This window comes from Brevibacillus fluminis, from assembly GCF_052072235.1.
Lineage (GTDB): Bacteria > Bacillota > Bacilli > Brevibacillales > Brevibacillaceae > Brevibacillus_D > Brevibacillus_D fluminis_A.
Genome location: NZ_CM125436.1, coordinates 1,923,769 through 1,945,301, shown reverse-complemented (window position 1 = coordinate 1,945,301; position 21,533 = coordinate 1,923,769). Strand labels below are relative to the sequence as shown.

Sequence of the window (21,533 nt, the reverse complement as noted above, 5' to 3'; positions counted from 1 at the left end):
CAAAAAAGCGCGCCTATGTGGCGCGCGCCCAAATCGAGATGGATGTTTTTTTCCCTGGATTGAGGTAGCGATGCGGGTGCGTGCTGGGAAACCCGATGCTGTCCCCCTCATGCAAGTGGTATTCCCGATCGTCAAGCATGACCTTCAATTCGCCTTGGAGCACAAAGCCGCATTCTTCCCCCGAGTGTGCGACAAGCTCCGGCTGCACGATCTCGCCCGGCTCGATCTCCACCAGCAAAAACTCGATCTTCCCCTGCTGGATCGGTGTGAGCACGTGATATTTGACATTGGTCTCCGCCAACTCGATGATTTTCCGCTGGTCTTTGCGAATGACCGGATCTTGCTCCGGCGGCAGCTGAAAAAAATGGTTGATCGGCACATCGAGCGCCGAACAGATTTTCCAGAATGTGCTGATGGTCGGATCGACCAAACCTCGTTCAATTTGCGAGAGCAGACTGACGCTGAGCGAGGTCTTGTCCGCCAGATTTTGCAAGGTCAGCCTTTTTTGTTGGCGCAGCTGCCGTACCTCCGCCCCGTTAAACATGGCTCGGCTCCTCGCGATCGGCGAACATGCTTGGCAGAGAGGACAGCAGCGTTTTCGTATAATCGTGGGCAGGCGCCTGAAAAATTTGCCGTGACGCCCCGACCTCAACGATTTTGCCTTTGTACATGACAGCCATCCGGTCGCACATGTAGCGGATCACCGCCATGTTGTGCGAGATGAACAAGTAGGTCAGGTTGCGCTCCCGCTTCAATTCCTTGAGCAAGTTGAGAACCTGCGCCTGAACCGATACGTCCAGCGCGGAGGTCGGCTCATCCAGCACGACAAATTGGGGATCGGACACGAGCGCCCGCGCGATGGCGATGCGCTGCCGCTGCCCGCCGCTGAATTCGTGCGGGTAACGGGACAGATGCTCCTCTTTCAATCCGACACGGGTAATCAGTTCGCCAAGTCTTCGCGGCTCCGCTTTTTCCCTTCTCTGCGCAGCGGGCAGAGCCAATAGCGGCTCAAGCACAATGTCTTTTACCCGCATGCGCGGATCAAGCGAGGATTGCGGGTCCTGGAACACGATCTGGACCTCGCCCGGCCGCTGCCGTTTAAAGGCGCCTCCTTGCCACAGCCGCCCCTTGGCATAAAGGATGTCGCCTTGGGTGGGCGCTTCCAATCCGATCAGCATTTTCCCCAGCGTGCTCTTCCCCGAGCCCGACTCACCAATCAATCCGAATGTCTCACCCGGATAGATGTCAAAGCTCACATCGCTTACTGCGGTTACCTGCTGGCTGCCGCTGCCGAACACTTTTTGTATGTTGGACAATTGAATGAGTGGTTCCATCGTATCACCTCAACCAACAAGCAGCCAGATGACCGTGATTCGCCCCTGCTGTCTCGTTCCAGGATTTCAATTCCGGCCGCTCGCGGCGGCAGCGCTCATCGGCATACTCGCAGCGCGACGCGAAGATGCAGCCTTGTGGCCGGTTGCGCAGATTGGGGATTTCGCCCGCAATGGATTGCAGCGGCTGATCCGGATCGGTCAGGTCGGGAAGCGCCCCGATCAAGGAGCGGGTATACGGATGCTGCGGATCAGCGAGCACCGCCTTGGTTTCGCCGGTTTCTACAACCTCCCCCGCATACATGACCGCCACCCGATGGCAAACTTCCGCTACGACGCCCAAGTCGTGCGTAATGAACATGATGGCTGTGCCACGGGTTTTGGACAGTTCTTTCATCAGCTTGAGAATTTCGTGCTGGATCGTGACATCCAGCGCTGTCGTCGGTTCGTCGCAGATCAATAAATCAGGCGGGGCCGCCATTGCCAGCGCAATCACCACGCGCTGGCGCATCCCGCCGCTCAGTTCAAACGGGTATTTTCGCGCCACCAGCTGCGGCTCGCGAATATGCACCTCTTCCAAGCTTTTCACGGCTTGTGCATACGCCTCTTTTTTGGACAGATTGCGGTGGCGGCGAATAACCTCTGCCAGCTGGTCACCGATTTTCATCGTCGGGTGCAGCGCGGTCATCGGCTCCTGAAACACCATGCCGATCTGCTTGCCCCGCAGCGCATGCAGCTCTTTTGGCGGAAGCGTGAGAACATTTTGGCCATTGTAGATGATTTCGCCCTCGGTAATTTTCGCATTGCGTTCAAGAAGTCCGAGGACGGTAAGCGCGGTAACGGATTTGCCCGAGCCGGACTCCCCCACGATCCCTACGATCTCCCCGCGGTCGATGGAAAGCGAGACTTGATGCAGCGCCTTGATCTGGTCTTGCATCGAGGTAAAGGAAACGGACAAATTCTGGATCGACAGCAGCATGCGGCTCCTCCTTTCAACGGTTGTTTTTCGGATCGAGAATGTCGCGGATGCCATCGCCGATCAAATTGAACCCACAGGAGGCGAGGAACAGCGCGAGCCCCGGAAACGTAGGGTACCACCAGTAATCGAGCAAGTATTTCCAGCCGATGCTGATCATGGCCCCCCATTCGGGTGTCGGCGGCTGCGCTCCCAGACCGAGGAACCCAAGCGTGGCGACCACCAATATCGCATCGCCGATATCTAGCGTAACCTGTATGACGACAGGAGAGATTGCATTGGGAATGATGTGCTTGAAAATGATCCGCCAGGAAGAGAGGCCGAAGGTGATGGCCGCCTGGACGTACAGCTTTTCACGCAGCACCAGCGTTTCGGCACGTGCCAGTCGCACATAAACCGGAATTTTTACAATGGCGATCGCGATCATCGCATTTTGCAGATTAGGCCCCAGCGTCGCTGCGACCGCCATTGCGAGCACGAGTGACGGAAAGGCGAGAATCATATCCATCGCCCGCATGATCGCCTGATCGACGCGCCCGCCGAAATACCCGGAGATCGCCCCGATCAGCGTGCCGAAAAAACCGGCCCCGAGAACGACGGCCACCCCGACGCCAAGCGACAGGCGGGCACCGTACAAGATTCGGGTAAAAATGTCGCGCCCAACTTCATCGGTCCCAAACCAGTGCTTGGCACTTGGGGCGCCAAACCGCTCGATGATGTTGATTTTCGTCGGATCATAGGAAGTGATCAGCGGGGCGAAAACGGATGCGAGCAAAATCAGCACGATGACGGAAAGCCCTGCGAGCGTTAACGGATTTTTCTTCAGTTTGAACCAGAATGGATTGACAGCCTTGCGTTTTTGCGGAACTTGCACAACGACTTCTGTAGACACCTGTCTCTCCCCCTACTGTTTGATTTGCGGATTGAGCATGTAGTATGCGAGATCGACGAGCAGGTTGATCAAGACGTAGCCAAATGCGATGACAAACGTGAAGCCCATAATCGACGGAAAATCGAGGAACGCAATCGATTCCACCACATATTTGCCCATTCCCGGCCAGCCAAAGATCGTTTCCGTCACGACGGCGCCCCCGAGCAGGGAGCCGAAGGACAAGCCGACGACCGTAATCGTCGGGATCAGGGCGTTGCGCAGCGCGTAGCGGTAAAGCAGCGTGGCGCCGCCGATCCCGTTTGCCAGTGCCGTGCGGATGTACTCCTGGCCCAACACCTCAAGCATGCTTGCACGCACCTGGCGCGAGACGACGGCGAGCTGTGCGAAGGACAAGGTGAGCGCAGGCAGGATCAAGTGCCACAAGCTGTTTTTCAGCGCGGCCATATTGCCCGTCAACAGGCTGTCCAACACGTACAGCCCGGTGATCTTGGTCGGCGGCGCCACAGCGAAATCAAGCCTTCCGCTCGATGGCAGCCAGCCTAAAAATTTATAAAAGATCAGAATGCCGACCAGCCCGCTCCAAAATACCGGTGTCGATACGCCAGCAATGGAAAAGAACCGGCCTGAATGGTCATACCCCGTGTCTTTTTTTACCGCCGATAAAATCCCGATCGGCACGCCGACCAAAATCGCAAGGACGAAGGCGGTTAACGCAAGCTCAAGCGTGGCGGGAAAAAATGCGATCAAATCGTCGAGTACCGGTTTTTGCGTGCGGATCGAGGTTCCAAAGTCGCCTGTAAAAAGCCCGCTCATGTACGTGAAATATTGGACCCAGATCGGTTGATCCAGGCCCAATTGTCGACGAACTTCCTGCAGGGTTTCCTCACTAGCACGCTGTCCGACCATCATCCGCGCCGGGTCGCCGGGAATGACATGCGACATGAAAAACGTGATCAATGTCACTCCCACCAACACGAATGCGAGTAGTCCAAGTCGTTTCGCGATCAATTGCTTCATGGTGACACCCCTTGCATTCGATTACCCGGTTACTTGGAGAGGTCTGGCAGGTTGTACATGTTTTCCAGCATCGGGTTGTAGACGAATCCTTTCAATTTCTTGCTGATCGGCACGATGTAATCTTTTTGATACAGATAGATGTAAGGCGCTTCGTCGATGACGATTTTTTGCGCTTCCTGATACAATTTCGTGCGCTCGTCTTTGTTGTTAGTCGTCGCAGCCTGGCGAACCAGCTGGTCCACTTTGTCGTTTTTGTAGAAAGCGCGGTTGCCAGCCAGACCGAAGTTGTTGGAGTCGAACCAGTAGTTCATGAACATGAACGGATCCGCAAAGTCTGGGCTCCATACACCCAGGCACAAGTCGAATTCACCTTTGTCAATCATTTCACGCGCTGTCGCATACGCAATTTTCTTCAAATTCACTTTGACGCCGACATCAGCCAAAAATGCCTGGATCGTCAACGCTTCGGTTTCCCACCACGGCTTGTTGTCCGAATACAGCAGATCGAGCGTCAAATTGCTCGCGCCCGCTTCCGCAAGCAGCGCTTTCGCTTTTTCCACATCATGCTTGTATTGCATCGCATTGTCGTCATGTCCCCACATCCCCTGCGGGATTGGGCCGCGCATCTGCGTCGCAAAGCCTTCCTGAACCGAGCTTGTCAAGGCATCGTAGTCGATCGCGTAGCTCAACGCTTGGCGCACCTTCGGATTTTTCAGGGCCGGATTGCCTTTGGAAGTGTTCAGGTACACGATATCGACGAACAGGCTCGGCTTTTGAATCAAATCGATGGCAGGCGACTCTTTGAGCGACTTGAGCTGCTCAACCGGGATGCCTTCCGCAATGTCGACCTCACCTTGTTCCAGCTGCAAACGCTGTGCCGTCGCGTCCGGAATGATTTTGAAATAAACGGTTTTCAGTGCGGGCTGTGTTTTCGCTTTCGGATTGGCGATCAATTTGAAATATTCGCCCTTTTTCCATTCCGACAGCTCATAGGCGCCGCTTCCCATCGTATTGCTCGCCAGGAATGCTTGTCCCAGGTCGCCGTTCTGTTCTTTTTCCTTCACCTTCGGATTGACGATGCTGCCGTAGTTGGCTGCAAGTGTCGAGAGGAACGGCGGGAAGTTTTTGGACAGGACGAACGTGACGGATGTCGGCGAATCGACCTTCACTTCCTTGATCACGCTGAAGACGTCATACGGCCCTTTTTTGATGTTCAAGATCCGGTCAAAGGAAAATTTGACCGCATCCGCGGTGACCGGCGTTCCGTCTGCAAACGTATTCCCGTCTTGCAGCGTAAAGGTCCACTTCAGCCCGTCATCGCTAACTTTCCATTCTTTTGCCAAGCCGGGTTTCACTTCCGATGTGGCTCCATCGTACTCGACAAGGCGCTGATACGCGTAATACGTGATTGCCCATGCGCTGTTGTCCATCGTGACCGCCGGATCGAGCGTGCCTTGGTCAGAGCTGATCGCCACAACCAGCGTATCGGACGGCACGGCATTGGCAGAAGGCTGCGCCGGTTGGGCCGATTGCTCCGCCGGTTTCGATTGATCCTGGGCAGGCGCTGGTGTCGAACTGCTACAGCCGGCCAGCCCGAATGAAGCAGCCACTGCCAGACTGAGCAGTGAAGGTAGCCATTTCCTTTTCACGTAGAACTCCCCCTGTTATTTTCATATATTGATGATAAATTAAATATATTGAAAACTATGCCAAAATTCAATCTATTTTTTATTCCTCCATCGTTAAAATTCCTTTATAGATCGGTTGGGCGTTTTTCTGGGCCGCCCATCGCGGATTCCCGTAATCGAAATGCCACCACTCTTCCTGATAATTGGTAAAACCGGCCTCCCGCATGACATGGAACAGCAAGCGCCGATTCTCCCTGACCGCTGCCTCGGCTGGCGTCGGGTTCTTCAGCGATTCAAAATAACGTGTTCTCGCCTTTGGACAAAATTCATCAAACTCCGTCCCCATGTCGAGCCACCCATCCGGGCCGGCGATCGTCAAGTCGACTGCACCGCCCGTCAAATGAGGCGCAGGCTGATCCGGATTGACGGAGGGCAGCGCCACAAACTTGGTCACCTCCTGCCTCAACGCTTCGCCATCTGTCCAGCCTTGACCGATCAACACGTCGCGGTATCGGTCGTACAGCTCCTGCTGCAGCTCATACGGTCGCCATCCGTCCCAGATGACGAGCGAGTACCCTTCCGGCAAAAGCCCGGCCGCCTCCACAAGGCGTTTTGCAACGCCTTCTCGCACATAACAGTCGGTCAGCGCCGCCTTGAAGCCAAGCTTTCGGTAATACGGATACGACTGAATCCGCGGCGACAACCCGGTGATGGAACGGAGCGGCTCCCCACACTCTGCAATCGCCACACAAGAATCCAGCTGGCGCTTGTTTCGCTGATCGAGACGTTCTGGTATCGGCATCCCTTTCACAATCGTCAACTCCATACCATTGATTTTCCTTTATTCTAAATAATTTTTATTTTTTAGTAAACTGCAAATGTTTTTAATTAAATGAATCCCATTTGTCAAAAGCCAAATACAAAAAAACCAGCCGCAGAATCGGCCGGTTTCGATGCTTTTATTTAAACAGCTTGAACAGATAGCTTGCCAAAGAGAGCAACACGCTGATGACAATACACGTGACCACCGGAAAGTAGAAGCGCATGTTTTCCTTTTCCACGACGATATCCCCGGGCAAGCGGCCCAACGGTAAAAAACGACCGCCGATCTGCCAGAGCAACCCGATGACAACGAGCACAATTCCGCCGATAATCAGCAATTTGGCAACAGGATTCAATTGCTCATCTCCTTCCCGAAATGCTGGTAGGCGCTGATCGTAGCGGTACGGCCGCGCGGCGTTCGCTGCATGAAGCCGATTTGCATGAGGTACGGCTCATACACATCCTCGATCGTCTGCGACTCTTCCCCGATCGTGGCGGCAAGCGTATCCAGCCCGACCGGTCCGCCCGCGAACTTTTCGATGATAGCCAACAGCAGTTTGTGATCGACATGATCGAGACCGCAGGCATCCACCTGAAGGCGCTGCAACGCTTCATCCGCGATGTCGTTGGTGATCACACCATCTCCACGCACTTGCGCGAAATCGCGGACGCGCTTCAGCAGACGGTTTGCCACACGCGGAGTCCCCCGCGAACGTTTGGCGATCTCCACCGCCCCGCCCTCGGAAATGCCGATTTGCAAAATATCTGCGGCACGGGTGACGATGAAGGCAAGCTCATCAACTGTGTAAAATTCCAACCGATTCACTACGCCGAAGCGATCGCGCAGCGGCGCCGACAAAAGACCTGCCCGCGTCGTCGCCCCCACCAATGTGAACGGCGGCAAATCGAGCCGCACGCTTCTGGCGCTCGGCCCTTTCCCGATGATAATATCGAGGCAAAAATCTTCCATCGCAGGATACAGCACCTCTTCCACGCTTCGCTGCAACCGGTGAATTTCGTCGATGAACAGCACGTCGCCTTCCTGCAGGTTGGTCAAGAGCGCCGCCAAATCGCCCGGACGCTCGATCGCCGGTCCCGAGGTTGTGCGGATGTTGACGCCAAGCTCATTGGCGATGATTTGCGACAACGTTGTTTTGCCCAATCCAGGCGGTCCGTACAAAAGCACATGGTCCAATGCCTCTTTGCGCAGCTTGGCCGCTTCGATAAAAATTTTCAGGTTCTCCTTTGCCTGCTGCTGTCCGATGTATTCGGAAAGATAGCGCGGGCGCAGGCTGAACTCCGTCGTATCTTCCTCCCAATTCAGATGGGTGGTAATGATTCGGTCATCCAAGCTCCACTACCCCCTCATCAACTGGGCGAGACCCAGCTTAATCAACCGCTCCACATCGGCTCCCGCCTCCGCTTGGGCCGCAAGCTCGCTTTTGATCTTGAGCATTTCCATATCCGTATAACCGAGCGCCGCCAACGCTTCCAGCGCTTCCGTCAGGCTGGAATGGGCGTTATGCGCAGCGGCGGCCGCGACGCCATCCACCGGCAGCACCATCGACGGCGTGTAGCCGGCCAGCTTGTCTTTCAGATCGAGGATCATGCGCTGCGCGGTCTTTTTCCCAATGCCGGGGAATTTGGTCAAATACGCCACGTTTTCCTGTTGAATCGCACGGACGATCTCCTCAGGTGTGGCTGCGCCCATGATCGTCAAGGCACCTTTCGGCCCGATCCCGGTCACTTCCAGCAGCTTGCGGTACAAATCGCGCTCGTCCCGGGTGGCGAATCCGTACAGATGCATGGCATCCTCGCGCACGTGATGATGGGTGAAAAACCGCAGCTTCATCCCCTGGCTTTGGATAAAGGCGTACGGGTTTGGCGAAAACAGCCGATAGCCGATCCCGCCCGTCTCAACGACAACGAATTCAGATTCCAGATAAACGAGGGTACCTTCCACGAAATCGATCATTTTTTCGCACCTTCCGATAATCGAACATAATTGCTGAATTGCGCATGCGTGATCGCAATGCCGATCGCATCCGCCACGTCATCCGGTTTCGGTGTATCCTTCAGCTTCAGCAGGATGCGCACCATCTCCTGGATTTGCTTTTTTTGCGCCCCGCCATAGCCGGTCACGGCCTGCTTCACTTGCATCGGGGTATATTCGTAAACCGGGAGCCCTGCCAGCTCGGCGGCCAGCAAAATGACGCCGCGCGCTTGACCGACGGTGATCCCGTTTGTCACATTTTTGGTAAAAAACAGCTTCTCCACAGAAATCTCGTCCGGCTGATAGGTAGCCAGCAAGTTCTGCATCGCTTCGAAAATTTGCTTTAAGCGAAGCGGCACCGGAAGTCCCGCCTCCGTCTGGATGCTGCCGTACTGTACCGGCCGCAGCTGACTCCCCTGTTTCTCGATGATCCCGAAACCGACAATCGCAATCCCGGGGTCAATTCCCAAAATTCGCATGGAACACTCTCCGTTACGTCTCTCTCATTTCTTCTTAACTGTACCATATTCAGCTAGAAAAGCGAACATGCATTTGGATGCGACTTTTTCTTTCCACAGGAAAAAGCCCGACTCGAAACCGAGCCAGGCTTTTGATACGGCGTCAATTAGTGTTTGTTCAATCCGAGCTCATCCGCATGGTCATGCTGCATATGGGCGAATTGGTCCACTTGTGACTGCATGTGCTCCTGGATCACATTCATCCGACGATAGTCGAGCTTTCCGTGAGCCGCACCTTCATTCAACCGAACATACAAACGCTGGTGGAATTGGTCTTTGTAAGAGCCACGAGGCATTGTCGACATGCAAAGACTCCTCCTTTTGATCGCCGTATCACGCTTAGTATGGTTGGAATCGGTCAGGCTTATCCTTCAATGACCGCCCGAAACCGTTCCGTCCGCCTGAAAATGGACGAACGTCGACAGCACGCTGTTGTACTCAGCCAGATCGCGGATGCGAATGCCTTTTTTCAGCGCTTCCACCTCTTCCTTGGGCAGGCTTGCTTCCATGCGCGAGGTATTAATCGGATAGTACGTCTGGATCACCTGCTTCTCCTTCGGCATCCCGTTGAAAAGCGTCAGAATGTCTTCCTCGTTGATCCCGAAATAGCCATTTTCCTTGCACAGCGGCGAGATGTCGTTTTCCCGCTTCAAAAGCATCAGCTTGCCGTTCTGGTACCCGATAATTTCCCAACCGGCATAATCCCCGAGCATTTTGTCAATGGAGTCGTTTAGCACCGGCTTGCGCTCCTCATCGCGCGAACCGCACAAATACGAGTGGGCCAATACCAGCTCCGTCACCTTCGCTTTGCCAGGCGCAGGTTTCTGGCCGGTCAGCAGTTGCGGAAGAGACGGCAGCGAGAACATCGTCTCCTTTGTGTTCGTCATGACATAGGCGGTGACACCCGAGGTCACCATCACCAAAGCGATCGACCATACAAATAAATACGAATAGCGCTGTTTCATCGAAAGGAACCCCTCTAAGGTCTTTTTTCATAGGTTGCCCCGAAACTGCCAAAAACATACAAAATGACAAATTTGCTGATGATCTGAAAAAAATCAACAAAAACTTTCAGGAAACTAGCACATTTTCTACCAAAATTTCCTGACCTGTGATAGGATTAATTTGCTATTAAAAAATTTTTTTGGGGGTATCACAAGCATGAAGAAACAACGTATTGCTCTGACCAGCGTGCTGGGCGCATCCATGCTGGTAAGTGCTGCCGTTCCAACATTTGCGGCTGGTACGAACGCTTCTCCGGTTGTAAAGCTGCGTTTGCTGGAAACGACAGATATTCATGAAAATTTGGTTAACTACGATTACTACAAAGACAGCGCAACCGATGAATTCGGTTTGGCGAAAACCGCCACTTTGATCAACAACGCTCGCAAAGAAGTGAAAAACAGCTTGCTGTTCGATAACGGCGACCTTCTCCAAGGCAACCCGCTGGGCGACTACGTGGCGAAAGTAGACCCATTGAAAGCTGGCCAAATCCACCCGGCTTACAAAGCCATGAACCTTTTGCAATATGATGCGGGCAACGTGGGGAACCACGAGTTCAACTATGGCCTCGACTTCCTGCAAAACAGCCTGAAAGGCGCCAAATTCCCTTACGTCAATGCGAACGTGTATGTTGACGACAAGGACAAAGATCCGAACAACGACAAAAACTACTTCACTCCGTACCAAATCATCGAAAAAACCGTAACAGATGAAAGCGGCAAAACACATACACTGAAAGTCGGCGTCATCGGCTTCGTTCCACCGCAAATCATGCAGTGGGATAAATCCAATCTCGACGGCAAAGTGATCACCAAAGACATCATCGAGTCTGCGAAAAAATTCATCCCTGAAATGAAAGCAAAAGGCGCTGACCTGATCGTCGCGCTTCCTCACTCCGGTATCGGTCCGGTAGAAAGCCAAGGCGGCATGGAAGAAAACGCAACCTACCTGCTCAGCAAAGTGCCTGGCATCGACGCGATCATGTACGGCCACACACACATCGTGTTCCCTGGCCCTGGCTATAACGTTCCTGGCATCGACGCGACCAAAGGCACCATCAATGGCGTAGCAGCTGTTCAACCGGGCTTCTGGGGCGACCACCTGGGCGTGATCGACCTGACGCTGACGCAAGTAGACGGCAAATGGAAAGTATCCGATTCCCAATCCGTCGCTCGTCCAATCTATGACAAGGCGACGAAAAAAGCTTTGGTCGATGCCGATCAAAAAATCGTCGACGCTGTAAAAACCGAGCATGAAGCGACAGTAAAATGGGTTCGTTCTGCAGTTGGCAACACCACGTCCCCAATCTACAGCTTCTTTGCCTTGGTTCAAGATGACCCATCTATCCAAATCGTAACCAACGCACAAAAATGGTTCGTTGAGAAAAACGTAAAAGGCACCGAGCTGGAAGGCTTGCCAATCCTGTCTGCAGGCGCTCCGTTCAAGGCAGGCGGCCGCAATGGCGCCAGCTATTACACCAACATCCCGGCTGGCACGATCGCTTTGAAAAACGTTTCTGACCTGTATGTCTATCCAAATACATTGAAAGCTGTGAAAGTCAGCGGCGCAACCGTGAAAGAATGGCTGGAAATGTCCGCAGGTCAATTCAACCAGATCGACCCGAACAAAAAAGAAGAACAAGCCTTGGTCAACAACGACTTCCCAACCTACAACTTTGACGTGCTGGATGGCGTGACCTACCAAATCGACGTAACGCAGCCTGCGAAATACGACAAAGACGGTAAAGTCGTAAACGAAAAAGCAAACCGTATTAAAAACCTGTCCTACAACGGCAAACCAGTGACCGCAGACCAAAACTTCCTGGTTGTGACCAACAACTACCGTGCAAGCGGCGGCGGCCACTTCCCAGGTCTCGACGGCAAAAACATCGTCATCGATTCCCAGGACGAAAACCGTCAAGTGATCATCAACTACTTGCTGGAGCAAAAAACGATCAACCCTGCTGCCGACAACAACTGGTCTTTCGCTCCACTCCAAGGTAATCCCGTTGTGACGTTTGAAACTTCTCCAGATGCAAAAGCGTTTGCTGAGAAAATTCCGGCGCTGAAATACGTTTCCACGCTTGAGAGCGGTTTTGCGAAATATCAAATCAACCTGTCCCAAAAATAAGGTTTCGTTTCACACAAACGAGGGTGCCGCCTGTTGACGACGCCCTCGCTGTAAAAAGCTGGTGATCCCTTCCGATCATCAGCTTTTTTTGTTTTTGGATCATCCAACGTACGTATACGGGCCAATCCGCTGGAAGATGCGTTGCTCGGATTGGAGAAATGCGCGCCTGGCGTGCCTGAGCTTCCGTTCCATCTGCAACAACTCGGCAACCCCGCGTGCTGAATAACCGGGACGTTTGTAGTAGACGCCTGTCACCTCACGCAGCACATTATCCGGGTAGCGCAGCATTTGGAAAACCATCCAGATTTGCGTGTCGCTCAGCGGCTTGACTTTGTGGTACGCGTCGATTGCTTCCATGAACGAATCGAAATTGTATTCTTGCAAGAGCAGCATGCGTCCCATCAGTTGAACGAGGTCCACAAGCTGCATATCGTTATCGACGGTGTCCAGGTCAATCAAATAGCAGCTGCCCGTCGGCGCGATCAAAAAGTTGTGGCTCGCCACGTCGCGGTGTGCCATCGTCCCATTCTCGATCGCGCGCTCCATTTCGGAAAACAGCGGAATTTTGTACATCTGCTCCAACACCTGGTCAGCGTCGCGCTTCACTTCCTTCACCATCAACTGGATGGTTTGCTCGATGCGGTTTTGCGGTTCCCGCTTTTTCAATTTTGCCACAATCTGGTCAAATTGCTGCAAACGTGTCTCCCATTTGTCCATGATTGACGGCCTGTAGCAGGTAAGTCCCTGCCGCGTCGGGAAGCCTTGCGCAGCCAAGTGAAACCGCGCCAGTGCGGTAGCCGATTTTTTCACGTCATACAGGGAAGAATTATTCGCTTCCCTGCCCTCGATCGCTTTCATGATCGTGTAATACTGCCCGTTATAAGGAAAAACGGTTTGTCCCTGGATGTCGCTCATATACTGGACGGTTTGATGGAATCCACGTTCTCTGAGCTGGTGGGCAAGCTGTGTGACCCATTCAGCCTTGATTCGGTCGCTATACCCTTTTACTACCCACAATCCACGGTTGGTTTTGACAAAATAAACATTTCTGCGCGGTTTCACCCCATGTATGTGACAGCGAAATGCTTGTTCAAGAGAAGGAAACAGTCCTTCATCCATGGCTGCCATATTGCGTTAATCTGTGCAGTGCAGGGAAGAGGATTCTTCAAACCCTTTTTCCCATCTTGGCCAGACTTCATGTCCAGGCATCGGTGGCATCAGCTGTGGTGCCGGATACATGGAGCTGTTCCGATTCGACCGATGCGTACTGCTCGAGGGGTGTCCGCCTGTATAACCGCGCATGTAAGGGTTGTCATACGATTCGGGTATGGCATGATGGCGATGGTGATGATACAAAACCGTTTCGCTCGTTTCGTCACTGCTTCTCGGCATTCTGCGTACGGGTGATTCACAGCTATCTTCCATTTCCCAAGGGGCCTCTCGTTTTGGCATGAGCGCTGGCGGACAAATCGGTTCCTGCTGCATCGGCATCATAGGATAGCGCTGTGCATGACACGGCGGACAATACGGGCGCGGCTGCATTTGCGGAATCGGCAGTTGCGGTTGCGGGATTGGCAGCTGCGGCTGCATTTGCGGAATTGGCAATTGTGGTTGCGGCAGCGGCAGTTGCGGATGCATCGGCATAGGCATGGGCGGCAGCGGCATGATCGTAACCGGCGGCATCATCGGGCGCGGCTGCATGAACGGACTTACCGGTGGATTTGGCATCGGTGAGAACGGCATGACTGGCTGCTGCTTGATGAATGGCCGAATCTGCGGCGTCGGTTGCGGTACGACTGGCGGCGCGGGAGGTGGCGCTACCTTTATTTGCGGAGCAGGGGGCGGCGGCACGACTGGAGCTGGTGCTGGAGCAGGAGCTGGAGTCGGAGCTGGCGCCGGGATGGGCGCTGGCGGTGTCGGCGCTTGCTGAATTTGCGGTGCGGGTGGTGGCGGTGGGGCCGGCTGCTCAGGAGATTCATATGGTCTTGTTTCCACGCTGGGCGGCACTTCTTCTTCCTCCACAGCTGGTGGCGGGACGATCGGGGCCTCTTTGATCGGAGCCTCTTTATGCGGCCTTTCTTTTACCGATCCCATCCCGCTGTCTGAATGATGATGCGGTCTTGCAGGTACTCTACCAGAAGGAACTTTGATTTTCATCCCCGGATAAATCAGGTCAGGGTTTTTTAGTTGGCTGTTCGCACGGAGCAATTCTTTGAAATCGACGCCGTATCTTCGTGCGATTTTCCACATCGTGTCACCCTTTTGTACGATATGAATTTTCACGAAATGATTCTCCTCCCTCTCTCAAGTCCTTACCATGGTATGCACCCATAGGTGTTTTGCTCACCGCGCGCCCGTTTCGATCAGCCCATCTTTGCATGGTTGACAACATCAAGCGAATGTCGCTATAATGTTCAACAAATCCAGAATGAGGAAACGCAATGAACAGGAGTAGTACGGGAATCACCTGAGTTTAGAGAGCTGCGGGTTGGTGCAACGCAGTCGATGGTGTTTCGGAACTCGCCTGCGAGCGGCACATTGGAGACATGTCTCAAGACATGGCGTACAGGGTGACGGTTGGCCCCCGTAATCAGGCGCAGCAAAGCGGTATTGTCCGGACAATCTGCTTTTGCTGCACAAGAGGGTTCTCTGCCGATAAGCAGAAACCAAGAAGAGTGGTACCGCGATAGCCAAGTCTGTCGTCTCTTTCCCAAAGAGATGGCAGGCTTTTTTTGTTGCAAGAAATGCCGTCATCATGTTTTTCAACCAAAGAAATGCAACGAACAGAAGCAGTAAGGCCATGACCATCGCGTCAGAGAGCTGCGGGTTGGTGCGACGCAGTCGATGGCAGGCCTGAACTCGTCTGGGAGCAGATGGGCCGAAACGTGAGCATGCGCTCATGGATAAGTCCATCCGGCTGACCTCCGTTATCAGGTGCGAGTCCGCGATGCTGATGCGCACAGCGTCCGGGCTTGCATGAGCTGGGCTTTTTTGAAGCCAAGAAGAGTGGTACCGCGATGGTGAAGACCCGTCGTCTCTTTTACTGGAGACGGCGGGTCTGTTTTTTTTCCCCAAGCTGCATGGGGGCGTAACGAAAATTCATTTTGATCCCCGAAAGGATTGAATATCCATGATGAATACAAATACAGCTGCACGAACCATTTCGATTTTTGACACGACGCTGCGGGACGGCGAACAAGCTCCCGGCGCGACGCTGACGCACGACCAAAAGATGGCGATCGCCGAAAAACTGGTTTGCATGGGTGTCGATGTGATCGAACCGGGCTTCCCGATTTCGAGTCCGGGTGAATTCGCCGCCGTACAGGAGATTGCCCGCCGTTTTCAGCAGGTGGAAATTTGCGGGTTCGCCCGTGCGGTCAAGGAAGATATCGAAGCCGCTGTCAAGGCGACGCAGGATGCCGGCAAACGACGGCTTCACCTCTTCCTCTCCTCCTCCGACATTCACCTGGAGCATCAATTGCGCAAAAGCCGCGCCGAAGTTCTGGAAGTAGCCCGCGAAATGGTCGCCTATGCCAAGCAATTTGTCGATCGCATCGAATTCACCTGCATGGACGCCACGCGCTCCAATCATGACTTTCTGGTCGAAATGGTCGAGGTGGCGATCGGCGAAGGCGCGACGATCATCAACTTGCCCGATACGGTAGGCTATGCCCTTCCCGACGAGTATGGCACTATGTTTCGCCGTGTCCGCAAAGAAGCGCGGGGCGGCGACAACGTGGAATTCAGCGCCCACTGCCACAATGACCTTGGCTTGGCCGTCGCCAACAGCATCGCCGCGATTCAGGGCGGCGCTTCGCAGGTGGAAGTGACCGTGAACGGCGTCGGTGAGCGAACCGGCAATTGCTCGTTAGAAGAGCTGGTCATGGCGCTTTATACGCGCAAAGAAGCGCTTGGCTTTGGCACCAACATCCGGCCGGAAGAAATTTACCCTGTCTCCCAGATGGTCAGCGCTGCCATGCATTTCCCGATCGCCTACAACAAGCCGATTGTCGGGCGCAATGCGTTCCAGCACGAATCCGGCATTCATCAGGACGGCTTGCTGAAGCATCGCAGCACCTACGAGATCATGAATCCCGAGCAGTTGGGCATTCCGCGCGAGATGATCGTGCTCGGCAAACATTCCGGACGCCACGCCATCAAGCATCGCTGCGCACAGATGGGCATCGCCTTGACGGAGCAGGAGCTGCAAGAGGTGTATGTCAGCTTTAAACAAGCCGCTGATCACGAAAAAGGTATCAATGACGAGCAATTGCGCGCGATTGTCCAGCAAGTGATCCGCATTCAGGAAAATTCCGCATCCTGATTGCACGATCACTCCCCCTGCCCAAAAGCGCATTTCGCAAGCACCCGCTTACTGCTTTGCGAACGAAGCGAAAAAAACAGCAGCCATCACTCGCGATGGCTGCCGTTTCATCTTTCATGCTATACGGTTTGATGCTCGTTTTTATGCTGGTGCGTAAACAATGGATACGTCCCCAGCTGGCGGATTTCGCAGCCGATCGCCTCGATCTCGGCGAACGCGCCGGGCAGCAGCACATCATCCATTCGCTGTTCGATATCGATGATGAAATAATAGCTGCCAAGCCCCCGCTTGGTTGGACGCGATTCGATGCGCGACAGGTTGATCTTGCGCCATGCGAATGCCGCCAGCACCTGATACAGCGCGCCCGGGAAATCTTCCGGCAGCGTGATCAGAATCGTCGTCTTCTCCTTATCGGACGGCGGCAGCTCCACCGGCTGCTTGCTAACCAGCACAAAGCGGGTATAGTTGTTTGGAAAATCCTCGATGTTTTGACGCGCGAATTGCAGCGGGTAAATTTCTGGCGTCAGCTTGGTGCCGATCGCGGCCCATGTCTCCTCCGGATGCTCACTGACGATCTGCGCAGCCTTCGCCGTGCTGCTGACAGTCTCAAGCGCAGCGTGCGGCAAAAACTCCTTGATGAACTTGTGGCATTGTGGAATCGCATGGGGATGCGACAAAATTTTGGTGATTTTTTCAAATGGCAGCGGTTCTTCTCTTTTTGCCACTACCAGGTGCTGGGAAATCGGCAGCGCCAACTCGGCTAAAATCGGCAGATCCACCTGATGAATCAGCCAATCCATCGTTGAATTGACCGTTCCTTCAATGGAATTCTCCATCGGCACAATGCCGAGCTCCGCTTTGTCATTCCAGACAGCTTCCAGCACGTCGATGATCGTCGGCTGCGGAAGATAGTCGATCTGTCCCGGAATGGGCAGTGAGCGCGCCGCTTCCTCGCTGAACGTGCCACGCGGGCCTAAAAAGGCTAGTTTCTTCTCCATAAGTAAACTCCTATCCGTTTCTACACGGTTTCGATCTGTACGCCCTGCTCGTCGATCAACAGCTCCATGAGCTTGTAGGACAGCTCGTGTCGGGCCATCACCGCTGCGATAAAACTGCGCAGCTCTTTTTCCTGCTGTTCATTCTCATAGAAAAACAGCGTGGTGGGTCCGGCTCCGCTCAACGCTGCGCCAAGCGCGCCATGTGCCGTCGCTTCGGCCAGCATCTCCGCCAACCCCGGGACTAGCGGCGCGCGATACGGCTGATGCATCCGGTCTTGCATCGCGCTCGCCAACAAATCCAGGCGGCCTTGTGCCAATGCCGCGACCAGCAGGCTGCTATGCCCTACATTATATATGACATCCGCCTTGGTGTACACCTCAGGCAGGACGCCGCGGGCTTTATGGGTAGCCAGCCAGTAATCAGGGATGACGACGAGTGTCTTTAACGTTTTGGGTACAGGAAACGTCGCGTACGGAATCGGTTGGGATTCATCCTGCGGCATGGCAGCGACGACAAATCCGCCAAAAACCGAGGCACCGACATTGTCCGGGTGCCCCTCCAGCCTGCTGGCCATTTCAAAAAGTTGATCGCGGGTAAACGGTTCCCCGGCAAGCGCGTTCGCTCCGGCAAGCGCACCGACAATCGCCGAGGCGCTGCTGCCCAATCCGCGGGTCAGCGGTGCCTCGGTTTCGATTTCGATGTACAGCTCGGGCTCGGGCAGATTGGCTTTTGCAAACAGTCCTGCCGCCACTTCATACACGAGGTTGGTCTTGTCGACCGGAAGCTCTTGCAGCTCCTCGCCAATCAGGCGGATTTCCGTCTTCTCGGCAAAACGCATGGTAATCGTGCTGTACAGTTGGAACGCCATGCCGAGCGTGTCGAAGCCGGGCCCCAGATTGGCGGTGCTGGCCGGCACCTTTACCCGCACGGTCATGTTGCTCACGTCCTTACTCACCCTTGCTTCCTGCGATAACCGCCATCACCGCTTCGCGCGTGGCCGCCACTTCGCGCGGTTCTGCTCCCACCGCTTTCAATGCGATGTTCGGGTCTTTCAAGCCGTTTCCGGTCAAGACGCAGGCAACCGTCAGGCCATCCGCCACTTTACCAGCCTTGCGCGCCTTGATGATGCCGGCGAGCGACGCTGCAGAGGCAGGCTCGCAGAAAATGCCTTCCTTGCTCGCGAGCAGACGGTATGCATCGAGAATTTCCTCATCGGTAACGGAATCGATGTAGCCTTCCGACTCGCGCAGAGCGTTTTGCGCCCCTTCTTTGCTTGCCGGATTGCCGATCCGGATTGCAGTCGCGATCGTCTCCGGATTCTCTACGGTATGACCAAGCACGAGCGGCGCTGCGCCCGCTGCCTGGAAGCCGTACATTTTCGGAAGCGAGCTGATGCGGTCAGCCGCTTTGTATTCCGTAAAGCCTTTCCAGTACGCAGTGATGTTCCCTGCGTTGCCGACCGGGATCGCCAAAATGTCAGGCGCCTTGCCCAAGGCGTCGCAAATTTCGAAGGAGGACGTTTTCTGCCCTTCGATGCGGTACGGGTTGACCGAGTTCACCAGTGTAATCGGCTCTGTCGCAGTAATGTCGCGCACAATGTTGAGCGCTTCGTCAAAGTTGCCGTCGATCGCGATGACTTCCGCGCCGTAAGCGATCGCCTGTGCCAGTTTGCCGAGCGCGATGTTGCCGTTCGGGATCAGCACGATGCAGCGCAGGCCGGCGCGAGCCGCATAAGCGGCAGCAGCAGCGGACGTGTTTCCGGTGGACGCGCACATGATGGTCGTGCTGCCTTCCTCGATCGCTTTGGCAACCGCCATTACCATCCCGCGGTCTTTGAACGATCCGGTTGGGTTCAGCCCTTCATATTTGAAATGCAGATCAAGCCCCAGCTCCCTGGACAAATTCGGTGCATGGATCAGCGGTGTGTTTCCTTCATGCAAGGTAAGCATCGGTGTTTTATCGGTTACCGGCAAAAATTCGCGGTAGCGGGCGATGATGCCGGATTGGCGTGTGTATTGGTTCTGGGCTTGCGCGTTCATTTGTTTATTCTCCTCCTTCAACACGGTAGCAGCTCTTGATTTCTGTAATAAAGTCCATATCTTTCAGGTACAGCAGCACGTCGTTCATGTCGCTCTTGGCCGCCACGTGCGTCACCATGATGATCTCCGCTTGCTTGCCGCCGTTGTATGGCTGCTGCAGCACTTGATCCAGGCTGATGTTTTTGTTCGCCAACAGCTGGGTGATTTGGGCGAGCACGCCGCGTTTGTCGGCGACGATCAGACGCAGGAAGTATTTGGACAGCTTTTTGGAATCGTCTTTCAGTTTCTTCTCTTTATAAGGGGCAACCATGCCGCGGCCGTTTACGCCGAGCTTCATGTTTTTCACAACCGTCACGAGGTCGGAGACGACAGCGGTCGCAGTTGGCAATTCGCCTGCACCCGGTCCGTAGAACATGGTTTCGCCCACCGCTTCACCATGGACGTACACCGCATTGAACACGCCGTTTACGGATGCGAGCGGGTGATCTTTGTGCACCATCGTCGGCTGCACGCTTACTTCCACTTCATCCTCATCGCGGCGAGCCAGACCCAGCAGCTTGATCACATAGCCCAATTTTTTGCCGTACGCGATGTCTTCCTTGCTCACGCCGCTAATCCCTTTCACATCGACTTCGTCGAGCTTGAGCGGCACACGGAAGCCAAGCGTGGTCAGAATCGCCATCTTGCGCGCTGCATCAAACCCTTCCACATCGGAAGTCGGGTCTGCTTCCGCATAGCCGAGCGCTTGCGCTTCTTTCAAAACGTCGGTATAGTCTGCGCCTTCCTGGCTCATTTTGGTCATGATGTAGTTGGTCGTCCCGTTGACGATCCCCATCATTTTGGTGATGCGGTCGGAGGAGAAGCCTTCCACCAGCGCGCGCAGAATCGGAATCCCGCCCGCCACGCTCGCCTCGTAAAACACGTCGCAGCCTTTTTCTTCGGCTTTTGCCAAAATTTCCGCCCCGTGCAGCGCCATCAGATCTTTGTTGGCGGTCACGATATGCTTGCCTTGCTCCAATGCATCGAGAATGTATTCTTTCGTCGGATGGATACCGCCGATCACTTCCACGATGACATCTACGTCCGGGTCATTGATGATGTCGTATGCATCCGATGTGATTTTATTATCCAAACCGCTGATGCTGCGGCTTTTCTCTTTGTCTTTGACCAAAATCTTGTGGACTTCGATGCCCATGCCGGTTTGCTTGACCAAATCATCCTGGTGACCCTGCACGATGCGGACGACGCCGGTTCCTACAGTGCCAAAACCCAACAAGCCAACCTTAACAACCTTTTCTGCCATCTCTCTTCCTCCTATTTATGCAAAAAATAAGGTAAACCGGCTTCACCACTGGATCGGCAGAGCCTGGTTCGATGAATGCTTCTATCCCCGCCCTACGATCATCGCCTTGCGCACACCTGTGAACTGCTGCAGGCTATCGAGGAATTCGGTGCTGGATATTTTCAAGTTCGCCATTTCAACCGACATCGAGACATTGGCGATCCCTTGCAACGGAATGGTCTGATTGATCGTCAAGACGTTGCCGCCCTGATCTGCCACAAGCTGCAGCACTTTGGACAAAATGCCGGACCGATGCTCCAGCGTAAGCATCACCGTCATGATTTCCTCCCGCATCATCGCGTTGAACGGAAAGATCCCGTCCTTGTATTTGTAAAATGCGCTGCGGCTCAGACCCACGCGCTCCACCGCTTCATGGACGGTGTCCACCTCGCCCGCTTCCAGAAGCTTCTTTACCTCGATCGTCTTGGCGATCGACTCTGGCAGGATATCCGAGCGAATCAGATAAAACTTTTCCTCACGTTTCGACATATGTCCTCCCAAGGAATACAACTGTTTTCCG

At 54.3% G+C, this 21,533-nt stretch carries 21 protein-coding genes, 1 pseudogene and 2 other annotated features; of the genes and pseudogenes, 2 read left to right on the top strand and 20 right to left on the bottom strand.

Annotated features, from left to right (window positions below; translation table 11 throughout):
• Positions 1-13: 13 nt before the first annotated feature.
• From ACTID9_RS09680 to ACTID9_RS09620, 13 genes are all read right to left on the bottom strand, one after another.
• Complete coding sequence (locus ACTID9_RS09680) at positions 14-544, bottom strand: XRE family transcriptional regulator (protein WP_354092754.1); 531 nt, start codon at positions 542-544, stop codon at positions 14-16.
• A complete protein-coding gene (locus ACTID9_RS09675) occupies positions 537-1,334 on the bottom strand; it encodes an ATP-binding cassette domain-containing protein (RefSeq protein ID WP_441071006.1) in 798 nt (265 codons plus the stop codon). The genes ACTID9_RS09680 and ACTID9_RS09675 overlap by 8 nt, the downstream gene beginning before the upstream one ends.
• A gap of 4 nt (positions 1,335-1,338) precedes the next feature.
• Positions 1,339-2,310 (bottom strand): ABC transporter ATP-binding protein, encoded by a 972-nt coding sequence (locus ACTID9_RS09670; protein WP_441071004.1) that lies wholly within the window; start codon positions 2,308-2,310, stop codon positions 1,339-1,341.
• 13 nt (positions 2,311-2,323) lie between these two features.
• Entirely contained in the window at positions 2,324-3,199 is an 876-nt protein-coding gene (locus tag ACTID9_RS09665) for an ABC transporter permease subunit (protein WP_441071003.1), read from the bottom strand.
• 12 nt (positions 3,200-3,211) lie between these two features.
• Positions 3,212-4,216 (bottom strand): ABC transporter permease, encoded by a 1,005-nt coding sequence (locus ACTID9_RS09660; RefSeq protein WP_441071001.1) that lies wholly within the window; start codon positions 4,214-4,216, stop codon positions 3,212-3,214.
• A 29-nt stretch (positions 4,217-4,245) separates the two neighbouring features.
• Positions 4,246-5,865 carry an ABC transporter substrate-binding protein gene (locus ACTID9_RS09655; protein ID WP_441070999.1) on the bottom strand — a complete coding sequence of 540 codons (1,620 nt, stop codon included), beginning with the start codon at positions 5,863-5,865 and terminating at the stop codon, positions 4,246-4,248.
• Between the two features lie 79 nt (positions 5,866-5,944).
• The gene (locus tag ACTID9_RS09650) at positions 5,945-6,670 is read right to left on the bottom strand and encodes a M15 family metallopeptidase (protein WP_441070998.1); all 726 of its coding nucleotides are present in this window, start codon (positions 6,668-6,670) and stop codon (positions 5,945-5,947) included.
• A gap of 133 nt (positions 6,671-6,803) precedes the next feature.
• Complete coding sequence (locus tag ACTID9_RS09645; protein WP_441070997.1) at positions 6,804-7,022, bottom strand: DUF2905 domain-containing protein; 219 nt, start codon at positions 7,020-7,022, stop codon at positions 6,804-6,806.
• Positions 7,019-8,017, bottom strand: a complete 999-nt coding sequence (gene ruvB, locus ACTID9_RS09640; protein ID WP_441070995.1) for a Holliday junction branch migration DNA helicase RuvB — start codon at positions 8,015-8,017, stop codon at positions 7,019-7,021. The genes ACTID9_RS09645 and ruvB overlap by 4 nt, the downstream gene beginning before the upstream one ends.
• A 6-nt stretch (positions 8,018-8,023) precedes the next feature.
• Positions 8,024-8,641, bottom strand: coding sequence for a Holliday junction branch migration protein RuvA (gene ruvA / locus ACTID9_RS09635; protein ID WP_441070993.1), 618 nt, complete (start codon positions 8,639-8,641; stop codon positions 8,024-8,026).
• Positions 8,638-9,138: a crossover junction endodeoxyribonuclease RuvC gene (gene ruvC / locus ACTID9_RS09630; protein ID WP_441070991.1), complete on the bottom strand. Its 501-nt coding sequence runs from the start codon at positions 9,136-9,138 to the stop codon at positions 8,638-8,640. Before ruvC ends, ruvA begins: the two co-directional genes overlap by 4 nt.
• A gap of 146 nt (positions 9,139-9,284) precedes the next feature.
• Positions 9,285-9,482 (bottom strand): hypothetical protein, encoded by a 198-nt coding sequence (locus ACTID9_RS09625; RefSeq protein ID WP_441070989.1) that lies wholly within the window; start codon positions 9,480-9,482, stop codon positions 9,285-9,287.
• Between the two features lie 66 nt (positions 9,483-9,548).
• Positions 9,549-10,142, bottom strand: coding sequence for a BofC C-terminal domain-containing protein (locus ACTID9_RS09620; RefSeq protein ID WP_441070987.1), 594 nt, complete (start codon positions 10,140-10,142; stop codon positions 9,549-9,551).
• A gap of 241 nt (positions 10,143-10,383) precedes the next feature.
• On the opposite strand from ACTID9_RS09620, the gene ACTID9_RS09615 reads away from it, so the two are divergent.
• Entirely contained in the window at positions 10,384-12,309 is a 1,926-nt protein-coding gene (locus ACTID9_RS09615; protein WP_441072524.1) for a bifunctional 2',3'-cyclic-nucleotide 2'-phosphodiesterase/3'-nucleotidase, read from the top strand.
• Between the two features lie 99 nt (positions 12,310-12,408).
• On the opposite strand, the gene ACTID9_RS09610 is transcribed toward ACTID9_RS09615, so the two are convergent.
• Together ACTID9_RS09610 and safA are read right to left on the bottom strand one after the other, a co-directional pair.
• Positions 12,409-13,437, bottom strand: coding sequence for a phosphotransferase (locus ACTID9_RS09610; protein ID WP_441070985.1), 1,029 nt, complete (start codon positions 13,435-13,437; stop codon positions 12,409-12,411).
• Positions 13,438-13,443: 6 nt separating this feature from the next.
• A complete protein-coding gene (safA, locus tag ACTID9_RS09605) occupies positions 13,444-14,592 on the bottom strand; it encodes a SafA/ExsA family spore coat assembly protein (protein ID WP_441070983.1) in 1,149 nt (382 codons plus the stop codon).
• Positions 14,593-14,741: 149 nt separating this feature from the next.
• Positions 14,742-15,019, top strand: a binding site (T-box leader).
• A gap of 60 nt (positions 15,020-15,079) precedes the next feature.
• Positions 15,080-15,351: a binding site (T-box leader), on the top strand.
• Between the two features lie 91 nt (positions 15,352-15,442).
• On the opposite strand from safA, the pseudogene ACTID9_RS09600 reads away from it, so the two are divergent.
• A pseudogene (locus ACTID9_RS09600) lies at positions 15,443-16,606 on the top strand (2-isopropylmalate synthase); the annotation flags it as partial.
• A 146-nt stretch (positions 16,607-16,752) separates the two neighbouring features.
• Here the strand turns inward: ACTID9_RS09600 and pheA are convergent.
• From pheA to ACTID9_RS09575, 5 genes are all read right to left on the bottom strand, one after another.
• Positions 16,753-17,631 carry a prephenate dehydratase gene (pheA, locus tag ACTID9_RS09595; protein WP_441070981.1) on the bottom strand — a complete coding sequence of 293 codons (879 nt, stop codon included), beginning with the start codon at positions 17,629-17,631 and terminating at the stop codon, positions 16,753-16,755.
• 20 nt (positions 17,632-17,651) lie between these two features.
• Positions 17,652-18,575 carry a homoserine kinase gene (thrB, locus tag ACTID9_RS09590; RefSeq protein ID WP_441072522.1) on the bottom strand — a complete coding sequence of 308 codons (924 nt, stop codon included), beginning with the start codon at positions 18,573-18,575 and terminating at the stop codon, positions 17,652-17,654.
• Positions 18,576-18,579: 4 nt separating this feature from the next.
• Complete coding sequence (thrC, locus tag ACTID9_RS09585; RefSeq protein ID WP_441070979.1) at positions 18,580-19,671, bottom strand: threonine synthase; 1,092 nt, start codon at positions 19,669-19,671, stop codon at positions 18,580-18,582.
• 4 nt (positions 19,672-19,675) lie between these two features.
• Positions 19,676-20,974 (bottom strand): homoserine dehydrogenase, encoded by a 1,299-nt coding sequence (locus tag ACTID9_RS09580; RefSeq protein WP_441070977.1) that lies wholly within the window; start codon positions 20,972-20,974, stop codon positions 19,676-19,678.
• An 81-nt stretch (positions 20,975-21,055) separates the two neighbouring features.
• Entirely contained in the window at positions 21,056-21,502 is a 447-nt protein-coding gene (locus ACTID9_RS09575) for an ACT domain-containing protein (protein WP_441070975.1), read from the bottom strand.
• Between the last annotated feature and the right edge of the window lie 31 nt (positions 21,503-21,533).